General features: G+C 64.9%; 11 protein-coding genes. 3 read left to right on the top strand and 8 right to left on the bottom strand.

Annotation, left to right across the window (positions count from 1 at the left end):
- Position 1: 1 nt before the first annotated feature.
- Both B5M41_RS11765 and B5M41_RS11760 read right to left on the bottom strand, forming a co-directional pair.
- On the bottom strand, positions 2-1306 hold the full coding sequence (locus B5M41_RS11765; RefSeq protein ID WP_134648367.1) for an NAD(P)/FAD-dependent oxidoreductase: 1305 nt from the start codon (positions 1304-1306) through the stop codon (positions 2-4).
- Entirely contained in the window at positions 1306-2655 is a 1350-nt protein-coding gene (locus B5M41_RS11760) for a glutamine synthetase family protein (RefSeq protein WP_134648365.1), read from the bottom strand. The genes B5M41_RS11765 and B5M41_RS11760 overlap by 1 nt, the downstream gene beginning before the upstream one ends.
- 138 nt (positions 2656-2793) lie before the next feature.
- Between B5M41_RS11760 and B5M41_RS11755 the strand changes: the two genes are divergently transcribed.
- On the top strand, positions 2794-3489 hold the full coding sequence (locus tag B5M41_RS11755; protein ID WP_134648363.1) for a GntR family transcriptional regulator: 696 nt from the start codon (positions 2794-2796) through the stop codon (positions 3487-3489).
- Positions 3490-3491: 2 nt separating this feature from the next.
- Here B5M41_RS11755 and B5M41_RS11750 read toward each other — a convergent pair whose 3' ends face one another.
- Both B5M41_RS11750 and B5M41_RS11745 read right to left on the bottom strand, forming a co-directional pair.
- Complete coding sequence (locus B5M41_RS11750; RefSeq protein ID WP_230640070.1) at positions 3492-3797, bottom strand: MOSC domain-containing protein; 306 nt, start codon at positions 3795-3797, stop codon at positions 3492-3494.
- A 32-nt stretch (positions 3798-3829) separates the two neighbouring features.
- Positions 3830-4195: an MOSC N-terminal beta barrel domain-containing protein gene (locus B5M41_RS11745; protein WP_134648359.1), complete on the bottom strand. Its 366-nt coding sequence runs from the start codon at positions 4193-4195 to the stop codon at positions 3830-3832.
- Positions 4196-4358: 163 nt separating this feature from the next.
- Between B5M41_RS11745 and B5M41_RS11740 the strand changes: the two genes are divergently transcribed.
- The gene (locus B5M41_RS11740; protein WP_134648357.1) at positions 4359-5612 is read left to right on the top strand and encodes an NAD(P)/FAD-dependent oxidoreductase; all 1254 of its coding nucleotides are present in this window, start codon (positions 4359-4361) and stop codon (positions 5610-5612) included.
- Between the two features lie 241 nt (positions 5613-5853).
- On the opposite strand, the gene B5M41_RS11735 is transcribed toward B5M41_RS11740, so the two are convergent.
- Positions 5854-6294, bottom strand: coding sequence for an Lrp/AsnC family transcriptional regulator (locus tag B5M41_RS11735; protein ID WP_160871774.1), 441 nt, complete (start codon positions 6292-6294; stop codon positions 5854-5856).
- 110 nt (positions 6295-6404) lie between these two features.
- Here B5M41_RS11735 and B5M41_RS11730 point away from each other — a divergent pair, with 110 nt between their 5' ends.
- A complete protein-coding gene (locus B5M41_RS11730) occupies positions 6405-7505 on the top strand; it encodes a saccharopine dehydrogenase family protein (protein ID WP_134648353.1) in 1101 nt (366 codons plus the stop codon).
- 153 nt (positions 7506-7658) lie between these two features.
- Here B5M41_RS11730 and B5M41_RS11725 read toward each other — a convergent pair whose 3' ends face one another.
- From B5M41_RS11725 to B5M41_RS11715, 3 genes are read right to left on the bottom strand one after another with little or no spacing between them, the layout of a single operon-like run.
- On the bottom strand, positions 7659-8891 hold the full coding sequence (locus B5M41_RS11725) for a pyridoxal phosphate-dependent aminotransferase (RefSeq protein WP_134648351.1): 1233 nt from the start codon (positions 8889-8891) through the stop codon (positions 7659-7661).
- A gap of 22 nt (positions 8892-8913) precedes the next feature.
- Positions 8914-10437 carry an L-piperidine-6-carboxylate dehydrogenase gene (gene amaB, locus B5M41_RS11720; protein WP_134648349.1) on the bottom strand — a complete coding sequence of 508 codons (1524 nt, stop codon included), beginning with the start codon at positions 10435-10437 and terminating at the stop codon, positions 8914-8916.
- 22 nt (positions 10438-10459) lie between these two features.
- On the bottom strand, positions 10460-11878 hold the full coding sequence (locus B5M41_RS11715; protein WP_134648347.1) for an FAD-binding oxidoreductase: 1419 nt from the start codon (positions 11876-11878) through the stop codon (positions 10460-10462).
- Positions 11879-11886 lie beyond the last annotated feature (8 nt).

Genomic DNA, 11886 nt, shown 5'->3' with positions numbered 1-11886 from the left:
TTTAAAGACCGAAGGCATCCTTGAACTGATACCACCAGGAACCGATGGTGGAATATTGCGCGCGGAACATGCGCCCGCCGGGGAAGGGAATCCACGGCAGCTTCTCGAACTGGTTGAAGCGCGACAGGTCGCCATGGATCGCTTCGCTCAGGATCTTGCCGAAAAGATGCGAGCCGGTGACGCCGTGGCCGCTATAGCCGTGGGCGAAATAGGTGTTCTTGCCGATCTTGCCCATCTGCGGCACGCGGGAGAAGGACAGGGCGAAATTGCCGCTCCAGGCATAGTCGATCTTCACGCCCTTGAGCGAAGGGAAGACCTTTTCCAGGTTCGGCCGGATCTTTGCGCGCACATCGGCGGGGTCGGTGCCGCCATAGACGGTGCCGCCGCCGAAGATCATGCGCTTGTCGGCCGACAGGCGGAAATAATCGAGGATGTAGCGCACGTCCTCCACGCACATGTCGGAGGGGATCAGCGCATCGGCGCGCTCGCCCAGCGGTTCGGTGGCGATCATCTGGGTCGAGACCGGCATGACGCGCGAGACGAGCTTCGGCACCACATGGCCGAGATAGGCATTGCCGCAGAGCACGGCCGTGTTGGCCGTCACGCTGCCCTTGGCCGTATGGATGACCGGCTTTTCGGCCTCGTGCTCGACGCGCACGACGGGCGACTGCTCGTAGATCACGCCGCCGAGCGATTCCAGTGCCGCCGCCTCGCCGAGCGTGAGGTTGAGCGGGTGCATGTGGCCGCCGGTCGTGTCCAGCATGCCGCCGATATAGGCGTCGGTGTTGACGAGCTTGCGCATCGCCGCCTTGTCGAGCATCTGGTGATCGTTCATCCCGTAGCTCGCCCACAGCGCCTTCTTGTGCTCCAGCTCCTTCATGTGGGCGGGCGTGTAGGCGGCGTAGATATTGCCGTTCTTCAGATCGCACTCGATGCCGTATTGCGAGACGATGCGGCGGATGATCTTTCCGCCCTCCTGCACGAGGCTGCCGACGAAGGCGCCCGCCTCGTCGCCGTAGCGCCGCTTGATCGTGTCGAGGCTGGCATTCAGGCCGTTGACGATCTGGCCGCCGTTGCGGCCGGATGCGCCCCAGCCGATGCCCGCACCTTCCACGACCACCACCTTGTAGCCCTTTTCGGCAAGGTGGATGGCGGTGGACAGGCCGGAATAGCCGGCGCCGAGCACGGCGACGTCGGCGGTCACGGCGCCTTCCAGCACCTTGGGTGTGCGGATGATGTTGCGCGAGGCGGCGTAATAGCTGTCGGGATAGGCGCCGTTGCCGGCATAGGACGCGGTGTTTGCCATCAGACGATTTCCAGGTAGGCGCTGAATTCGAAGTCGGTCACCTGCTCGGCGAAACCGGCGATTTCCTGCCGCTTGCAGGCGATCAGCATGGAACGGAGATCCTGGTCGAAGATCTCCGAGATGATCGAACCGTTCTCGAAGGCCGTCACGGCCGAACCCCATTCGGAGGGAATGCGCGGCAGCTGGGACTGGTACGCCCGGCCCGAGACGGGTGCCGGCGGCTCCCACTTGTTACGGATGCCGACGAGGGCGGCGCCGAGAATGCCGGCCATGACGAGATAGGGATTGGCGTCGGCGCCGGCCACGCGGTGCTCGATGCGCCGCGCCTTGTTGTTGCCGCCGGGAATGCGGATGGCGGCGGTACGGTTCTCGTAGCCCCAGGAGATGGAGGTCGGCGCGTGCGTGTCGGGGCGAAGGCGGCGATAGGAGTTGAAGTGCGGCGCAAAGAGCAGCGTCGATTCCGCCATGCCGCGCGTCAGGCCCGCCACGGCATGTTTCATGATGTCCGATCCTTCGGGCGTGCCGTCGTCGAAGACGTTGTTGCCGTCGGCGTCGACAAGGCTGAAATGCATGTGCATGCCGCTGCCCGAGCGCATGCCATAGGGCTTGGCCATGAAGGTGGCGGCAAAGCCGTGCTTGCGCGCCACGCCCTTGATGATGCGCTTGAAGAACAGTGCGTCGTCGGCGGCCTTCAGCGGGTCGTCGGAATGGATGAGGTTGATCTCGAACTGGCCGATGCCGTTTTCGGCGACGGCCGAATCCGCCGGCACGTTCTGCCGCTCGCATTCCGCATAGACATCCGAGAAGAACTGGCCGAAATCGTCGAGCTCGTCGATGGACAGGATCGCGTCGGAATCGAGCCGCTTGCCGGTATAGGGCGAGATCGGCGGCTCGGCATGGTCGGGCTCGGCGTCGATCAGGTAGAATTCCATCTCGGAGGCGACGACGGGCTTGAGGCCCAGGTCGTGGTACTGGCGCACGATATTGGCGAGGGCCTGGCGCGGATCGGCAAGGAAGGGCTCGCCGTTTTCCTTGAACAGCCACAGCGGCACCACGGCGGACGGTTTCAGCGTCCAACTGACGGGCAGCGCGCCGCGGCCGGTCGCCGCGCAGATGCCGTCCATGTCGCCCGAGGCGAAGACGTGGCTCGAGCCGACGATATCCTCGCCCCAGACATCGACGCCGACGATGGACAGCGGCATGCGGATGCCGCCCTTCAGCACCTTTTCGGCCTGTCCGACGGGAACACGCTTGCCGCGCAGAATGCCGTTGAGGTCGCAGACGACGGCCTGGATGCTCTCCACGCCATCGGCATCGATCAGCCATGCGGAATCTTCGCTCAAGGTCATGGTTCCCTTTCCATATCACATAATTATTTTTGTGATCACATTTTCAAAATATGCACACTTTCTTGTCACGGGTCAAGCTGCTAGAAACTGTGACAAGGGATCGAACAGCACCCGGCAGCCTGGCACAGGAGGAATGGATTGGGCAACTTGGCGCTTGAGCCGCTGGACCGGCCGGACGGTATGACAACGCATGAATATGCGCACCGGCGCCTGCGCCAGGCCATCATGGTGGGTTCCATCCGGCCCGGGGAATCGCTGACGATACGGGGCATCGCCGAGGCCATGGAATCGAGCCCGACGCCCGTGCGCGAGGCGCTGCGCCGGCTGTCCTCGGAGGGGGCGCTCAGGGTGCTGGACAACCGGCGCATCATGGTGCCGCGCATGACGGCGGACCGCTTCAGCGAACTCGTCTCGCTGAGGGCGGTGCTGGAACAGCATGCCGCCCGCCGCGCCGTGCCGCACATCACCGAACGGCGCATCGACCGGCTGGAGGAGATCGACAAGGCGCAGGACGAGGCCATCGCCCGCAAGGACAACGGCACGGCCTTGCTGCTGAACCAGGAATTCCACCGCACGCTCTACACGGCCAATCCCGAGCAGGTGATCATGCCGATGGTGGAAAGCGTGTGGCTGCAGCTCGGGCCCTTCCTCGGCATCGCCATGGAGCATGTGGCCCAGCTCTATTTCGTCGATCGTCACCAGGAGGCGATCGCGGCGCTGCGCAAGCGCGATGCCGACGGCGTGGCCGCGGCCATCAAGGCGGACATTTCCGAGGGCATCGGCGGTTTCGAGCGTTCGGCGATCGAAAACCTGCTGCGGCTCGCCGGGCAGTAGCGCTAAACGACGGTCACGCCGTCGCCGCATGCCACGCGGCCCGTGCCCATCACACTCGCCAGCACCCCGAAACCGCCGCCGCCATGCCGGGCGATCGCGTGCAGCACGTCCTTGTCGAAGGGGATGCCGGGCTGGCCGAGCGCGGTGAAGGCGCATCGCGTGCAGGGTTCGGTGATCTCCACCACCGTATTTCCGAGGGAGAGTCGGCGGCCGACAAGCTTCTGCTCGGTGAAACCGGCATCGTTGCCGTCGGTCTCGATCAGGATGTTCGGCCGGAACCGGCGGACATCGAGGACCGCTTGCGGCAGCAGCGCCTGAAGGCGGGCGAGCGAGGATGTCGTCAGGATGTGCAGGTGGCCGCGCTCGTAGCGCGGCGCCGCATCGGTGCCGAAGGGCAGGAAGCGGACGGGAAAACCGAGATGCCGGATGCGGCTTCGTCGGCCTGGGGCGAGGGCACGGCATGCCAGACCGCGCCGTCGCGGCTGATCTCCAGCCCGCCCGCGCCGAGCCGGGAGCAAAGATCGGGCACGGGCCGCCAGCGTCGCGCGCTTTCAGGTGCTGCGGCTTCGAGGCCGCCTGCGTCGAAGAGGCCCCATTGCCGGTCCCCGGCGACACCGCCATCGTCGAGATTCGTCATCTCAAGCCGTTCGCCTGTCAGCGAGCTTACGGGGTAGCGCCAGAGTTCGCGCACGGTACCGAACCGCATGCCGTTTCCTTTCCGTGCCGATCGGATGCGACGCTATCGCCACATCCGCCTGATGTCGACCGTCGATCGCTGACGGCGCTTTACCGCGGCCAGGCGGCTTGCATCGCGCGTTCGGGCCATGCAATGGATCGACAAGCGTGGCTATCGACGAAGGGGCGGGTGCATGAAGACGGATGTCATCGTTCTCGGTGCGGGCGTGGTGGGCATTTCGACCGCCATCCATCTGGCGCGGCGCGGCAAGTCCGTGGTGCTGGTCGATCGGCGCGGCGCGGCGGAGGAGACCTCCTACGGCAATGCCGGGCTCATCCAGCGCGAGGGCGTATTTCCCTATGGTTTCCCGCACGATTTCGGCGCTCTGTTCCGCTACGCGCTGAACAACACGATCGATGCGCACTACCATCCCTCGGCCATTCCCGGCATCATCCCGTTTCTCGCCCGCTACTGGTGGCATTCGGGCTTTCGCCAGCACCAGAGCATCGCCCATCTCTACGCGCCGCTGATCGAGAACTCGATTTCCGAGCACGCCGACCTCATCGCCGCCTCCGGCGCCGATGATCTCATCCGCAAGGACGGCTGGATGAAGGTTTTTCGCACGGAGAAGGAGCGTGACAAGGCCTATGCGGATGCGGAGAAGCTCTCGGCCAATTTCGGCGTCAACCACCAGAAGCTGACGACGGCGGAAGTGGCGGCGGCCGAACCATCGATCCGCGCGGATCTCACCGGCGGTCTGCGCTGGACCGATCCCTGGTCGATCCTCGATCCGCAAGGTCTTCTCAAGCGCTACCTCGCCTATTTCCAGTCACTGGGCGGGCAGCTGAAGGCGGGCGATGCCGCGACTATCGAGCATGTGCTGGAAGGCGAAGGCTGGCGCATCGCCACACCCGAGGGGCCGCTGGAGGGCAGGGAGGTCGTCGTGGCGCTCGGTCCCTGGGCCGATACGGTGACACGCAAGCTCGGCTACCGCTTCCCGCTCGCCGTCAAGCGCGGCTACCACATGCATTACGGCACGCAGGACGGGGCAAGCCTCAACAACTGGGTGCTGGATGCCGAGCGCGGCTATTTCCTCGCGCCGATGAACCAGGGCATCCGCCTTACCACGGGTGCGGAATTCGCCCGACGCGACACGCGCAAGACGCCGGTGCAGTTGCGGCGGGCCGAAAAGGTCGCGCGCGAATTCTTCCCGCTTGCTGAACGCCGCGACGAAGAGCCGTGGATGGGTTCGCGCCCCTGCACTCCCGACATGATGCCCATCATCGGCAAGGCCCCGCGCCATGCCGGCCTGTGGTTCGCCTTCGGCCACGCCCATCACGGCATGACGCTGGGGCCGATCACCGGCCGCGTGCTGGCCGAGAAGATGCTGGGCGAGCGCACGGTGATCAATATCGGGCCGTACCGGCCGGAGCGGTTCATCGCCTGATGGCGGTGATGTGAAGGCGAAAACGTCGTGAAGGGGAGACGTCTGGGCAAGGGATGCTGGCCCAGCAGGCTTATTTGCCGCTGCCGCCTACCCCACCGACGTCATCCTCGGGCTTGACCCGAGGATCCACGCTTCACGGCACGCCCAGAGTTTGTGGCATGGATTCTCGGGTCAAGCCCGAGGATGATGGAGGAGAGGTTGCGGGTCGTGGTTGGAGGTTGCTTGGGCCGCAGGCAATCACCTACCGCCTTATCCGCGTCGACAGGATGATCGACGACAGCGTGCGCTCCACGCCCTCGATTTCACCGATGCGGTCGATCAGGTGGTCGAGTTCGGCGATCGACGTTGCCTCCACGATGGCGATCAGGTCGAAGCTGCCGCTCACCGAATGCAGCGTCCGCACGGCCGAGATGGCGTGCAGGTCCGTCGTGATGCGCGCCAGCGTCTTCGGCGCGATGGTGATGAGCACATGCGCCTTCACCATGCCGCTCTCATAGGCGTCGGAAAGTTTCACGCCGTAGCCGGCAATGACCCCGTCCCGTTCCAGCCGGTCGATCTTCGCCTGCACCGTCGTGCGGGACAGGCCGAGCCTGCGGGCGATGGTCGCCGTCTGCTCGCGGGCGTTCTCGCTGAGGATGGCGAGCAGTTCGCGATCCTTGGCGCCTAGCGTCGAAATGCTCATCTTCACCGTCATTATGCCGATACTGGTTATGTATTATGTCATGTATGGCGCTTTAAATCGACGGGCCCGCCTCCAAAATGTGTGCATCAGTTCATGCCGGAGGGAATCACATGAAGGACATCGTCGTCATCGGCGCAGGCAAGATCGGCTCGACCATCGCGCGCATGCTGGCTCACAGCGGAGACTATCGCGTTACGGTCGCGGACCGTTCGGAAGAGCAGCTTGCCGGCATCGAAAGCCACGCTGCCGTCACGACCAAGGTCGTCGATATCGCCGACGCGGCCGCGATGAAGGCCCTGCTGTCCGGCAAGTTCGCCGTTCTCTCGGCCGCGCCGTATCACCTGACCGTTGCCATCGCCGAAGCGGCTGCCGCTGCCGGCGTGCACTATCTCGACCTCACCGAGGACGTCGAATCCACGCGCCAGGTCAAGCGCATCGCCGAAAACGCCAAAACGGCCTTCATTCCGCAATGCGGGCTGGCGCCGGGCTTCATTTCCATCGTCGCCAACGATCTCGCCAGCCGCTTCGACACGCTCGAAAGCGTGCGCATGCGCGTCGGCGCGCTGCCGCAGTATCCGTCCAACGCGCTGAACTATAACCTGACCTGGAGCACGGACGGCGTCATCAACGAATATATCGAGCCCTGCGAGGCCATCGTCGAAAGTGCGCTGATCGAGGTTCCGGCGCTGGAAGAGCGCGAGGAATTCTCGCTCGACGGCGTGACCTACGAAGCCTTCAACACGTCGGGCGGCCTCGGCACGCTGTGCGAGACGCTGAAGGGCAAGGTGCGCACGCTGAACTACAAGACGATCCGCTATCCCGGCCATGCCGCCATCATGAAGGCGCTCCTGAACGACCTCGGCCTGCGTCACCGCCGCGAAGTCCTCAAGGACATCTTCGAGAATGCATTGCCGACCACCACGCAGGATGTCGTCATCATCTTCGTGACGGTTTCGGGCCGCAAGGGCGGGCGCCTGATTCAGGAAACCTATGCCAACAAGGTCTACAGCGCGCCCGTCGCCGGCGCCCTGCATTCCGCCATCCAGATCACGACGGCCGGCTCGATCTGCGCGGTGCTCGATATGCTCGCCGACGGCACGCTGCGCGCCGAGGGCTTCGTGCGCCAGGAGGAAATCGCGCTCGACGCCTTCCTCGCCAACCGCTTCGGCCATCATTACGCCCAGGAGCAGCACGGCGCCCGCGCCGCCTGACCGATAAAACCCATCGAACGCCCGACCCAAAAGGCCGGGGCGTTTTCACGATCGTGGCTCCGCCGCGGGGAAGAGAAGAACGCCGCAAAGGCGCGGACACATAAAAATGGGGCCTTTTTCGAGGCCCCTTTTCTTTTGCCGATTTCCTGCCGCTCAGGCGAGCTTTGCGCAGGCGTCCGCGATGCGCTTCAGCGCTTCGGTCAATTCCGCTTCCGACGTGGCGTAGGAGATGCGGAAATAGGGGGAGAGGCCGAAGGCGGAGCCGGGGACGACGGCGACATTGGCGTCTTCCAGGAGATAATCCGTGAAGTCGCTGTCGGTTTCGAGGCGCTTGCCCCTGGGTGTCGTCTTGCCGATCACGCCGGCACAGCCGGAGAAGGTGTAGAAGGCGCCTTCCGGAGTGCGGCAGGCAAGGCCGGGAATGGCGTTCAGGGCGGAGACGACGAGGTCGCGGCGGTGCTTGAAGCTTGCCTGACGGTCCTTCAAAAATTCCTGAGGACCGTTGAGGGCCTCGACCGATGCGGCCTGGCTGACGGAGGAGGGGCAGGAGGTCGCCTGGCTCTGGATCACGGCCATGGCCTTGATCAACGCCTTCGGGCCACCGGCATAGCCGATGCGCCAGCCGGTCATCGCATAGGCCTTCGAGACGCCGTTGATCGTTAGCGTGCGGCTTTTCAGGCGCGGCTCGATGGCGACGGGCGTCACGAACCTGAATCCATCGTAGACGATGTGTTCGTACATGTCGTCGACCATCAGCCAGACATGCGGGTGCTTCAAGAGCACATCGAGCAGCGGGCGGTAGTCGGCTTCGCTGTAGGCGGCGCCCGACGGGTTGGACGGCGAGTTGAGCAGCACCCAGCGCGTTTTCGGCGTGATCGCCTTTGCCAGTTGCTCGGCCTTCAGGCGGAAGCCGGCTTCGGCGTCGCAGGGGATCAGCACCGGCACGCCGCCGCAGATTTCCACGATGTCGGAATAGGAGGTCCAGTAGGGCGTCGGGATGATCACCTCGTCGCCCGGATCGATGCTCGCCATGAAGGCGTTGAACAGGATCTGCTTGGCGCCCGTCGCGACGGTGACTTCGTCGAGCGCGTAATCCACGCCGTTTTCGCGGCGGAATTTTTCGGAAATCGCCGTCTTCAGCGCCGGGGTACCGTCGAGCGCGGTGTATTTCGTGTCGCCGCGGTCGATGGCGGCCTTGGCGGCTTCCTTGACGTTGTCGGGCGTGTCGAAATCAGGCTCGCCGGCGCCGAGGATGATGACCGGCAGGCCGTCCTTCTTCATGGCAGCGGCGCGGGCGCCGATCTGCAGGATCTTGGAGACGCCGATGGCGGCGATACGTGAGGCGGGCTGGAAGCCCGCCTCCTCGATCTTGGTCTGGTTGTTCATGGTGGTTTACTCGATATCGCCCTTATTCGATGTCAAACGAGACGCCCTGGGCGAGCGGCAGGGCCTTCGAGTAGTTCACCGTGTTGGTGGCGCGGCGCATATAGGCCTTCCAGGCGTCGGAGCCGGATTCGCGGCCGCCGCCGGTTTCCTTCTCGCCGCCGAACGCGCCGCCGATTTCCGCGCCTGAGGTGCCGATATTGACGTTTGCGATGCCGCAGTCCGAACCGTCGGCGGACAGGAAGCGCTCGGCTTCCTGGACGTTGAGCGTGAAGATCGACGAGGAGAGACCGGCCGAAACGGCGTTGTGGTCGTCCAGTACGGCATCGAAGTCGGAATACTTCATGACGTAGAGGATCGGCGCGAAGGTTTCTTCGAGAACCGGGCCGGCCTGATTCGGCATTTCTACGATGGCCGGCTTCACATAATAGGCCGTGTCCTTGCCGGCCTCAATGACGCGCTCGCCGCCGGTGACGGAACCGCCCTCGGCCTTGGCCGCTTCCAGCGCCTTCTGCATGTTGTCGAAGGCCTGCTTATCCACGAGCGGACCGACGAGGGCCGAGGTCTCCAGCGGGTTGCCGACGGAAACGCTGGTATAGGCCTTCTTCAGGCGCGGCACGAGCTGGTCGTAGACGCTGTCATGCACGAAGAGGCGGCGCAGCGTCGTGCAGCGCTGGCCGGCGGTGCCCATAGCACCAAAGGCAATCGCGCGCAGCGCCATGTCGAGATCGGCGGACGGGCAGACGATGCCGGCATTGTTGCCGCCGAGCTCGAGGATCGAGCGGGCGAAACGCTTGGCGAGACGCGGGCCGACTTCCTTGCCCATGCGGGTGGAGCCGGTGGCCGAGACGAGCGCGACCTTGGGATTGTCGACGAGGGCTTCACCGATGGCGCGGTCGCCGATGAGGACCTGGCTGAGGTTTGCCGGGGCATCGCCGAAACGGGCCAGCGCACGCTCGAGGATCGCCTGGCTGGCGAGTGCCGTCAGCGGGGTCTTTTCGGAGGGCTTCCAGACGATGGAATTTCCGGCGACGAGGGCGAGCGCGGCGTTCCACGACCAGACGGCGACCGGGAAGTTGAAGGCCGAGATGATGCCGACGACGCCGAGCGGGTGCCAGGTTTCCATCATGCGGTGGCCGGGGCGCTCGGTGGCGATCGTCAGGCCGTAGAGCTGGCGGGAGAGGCCGACGGCGAAATCGCAGATGTCGATCATTTCCTGCACTTCGCCGAGGCCTTCCGAGGTGATCTTGCCGGCTTCGATGGAAACGAGGCGGCCGAGATCGGCCTTGGCGGCGCGCAGCTCTTCACCGAGCAGGCGCACGAGTTCGCCGCGCTTGGGGGCGGGCACGAGGCGCCATGCCTTGAAGGCTTCGTGGGCGGCGTCGATGGCCTTGTCGGTCTCTGCGCCCGAAACGGTCTTCAGCTTGCCGATCTCTTCGCCGCTGACGGGGCTGAAGGAGGCCATGTCGCCACCCTGCCAGGCGCTGCGGGCAACGCCGAGCTTGTCGAGAAGGGCTTCGGTTTCCTTTTTCACGTCGACTGTCGTCATGGGGGTATCTCCCTGTTGTCTCTCAGAATGTCATGGCGCCGAGCGGGCCCGGCGAGGTGATGGTCTTCAGCCCGGCCGCCAGCTTGCGCAGGTCGTCCGGGGTGTATTTGTCGTAGAAGGCCTGGTTCTTGCGGCCGATGGCGTGTTCCGCGCTGAAGCTGCCGCCGAATTGTTCGACCGCGACGGTGAAGACCCAGTCGCGCAGGTCCATCTCGAAATCGGGATCGGCGAGCCGCGGGTCGTCCTTGGCCACGACGAGGTTGAAGTGCACGCCGCCATCGCCGATATGGCCGAAATCGCAGATCGTCACGTCCTCGAAGTGATCCGGCATCTCCGCCTTCATATGGGCAAGGAAGGGCATGATGTCACCCCGGCGGAAGGACAGATCGAAGGCGATCAATCGCCCGCTATGTTTCACGCCTTCCGACAGCGCATGGCGCAGCGCCCAGATCTCGTGCGGGGGGCCGACAAAGGCATCGGCGAGCGGCGCGTCCTCGCGTTCCCAGATGGCCGCCAGAACCTCTTCCAACACCGCATCGAGCGGCTGCTCGCCGTCGCGCGGCGGGGTCGAGCGGGAGATTTCGGCGAGGATGACGAAATCGGGCACGATGCCGCCCTGGAAGGGATTGCGCAGCGAGGGAACGTGGTCGAGCGCGGCGCTGATGGCGTTGCCGGACATGGCCTCGAAAGCCGAGAGGTAGCTTCCGAGCGCGTCTTCCATGGCCACCAGCAGCGTCGCGACCTCAGCGGGCGAGGATGGCACGAGCAGGGCGGTTGCCGATTGTTTCGGCGCAGGCTCCAGGTTGAGAACGCATTCCGTGATGATGCCGAAGGCGCCGGAGGTGCCGATGAACAGCTGTTTCCAGTCCACGCCGGTGTTGTTCTTGCGCAGGTCCGAGGACAAGTCGAGCACGGTGCCGGCCTCATCGGCGAGAACGACGGTGAGGCCCAGCGTGTTGCGGCGCACGTCGCCGTAGCGCAGGAAGCGCGAGCCGCCGGTGTTCGTCGCGATCATGCCGCCGAGGCGCGGATCGGCGCCGAGGTCGATGGGGAAGAACAGGCCGGTGTCTTCGAGCTTTGCGTTGAGGTCGGAGAGACGAACGCCCGCGCCGGCCTTGATCGTGCGGTTCACCCGATCGAGCGCGAAGGGTGCGGTCAGACGGTCGAGGCTCAAAACGCCCTGACGGCCGCTGTCGTCGGGCGTCGAGCCGGAGACGAGGCCGGTATTGCCGGATTGCGGGACGAGGGCGATGGCGTTCTTCACGCAGTAGGCGACGACGGCGGAGGTCTCGGCAGTCGTTGCCGGGCGGGCGACGAAGGCGGCGCGGCCTTTATCATAGCGCGCGCCGGTCTCGTATGCGGCCATGTCGGCGGGCGCGGTGAGAAGACCCTTCTCACCGACGAGGCTTTTCAGCGCTTCGATATGCCCTGCCTCGATCATGCTGGCGT

This window comes from Shinella sumterensis (assembly GCF_004514425.2).
Classification (GTDB): Bacteria; Pseudomonadota; Alphaproteobacteria; order Rhizobiales; family Rhizobiaceae; genus Shinella; species Shinella sumterensis.
This window is presented reverse-complemented; position numbering and strand designations above follow the sequence as displayed.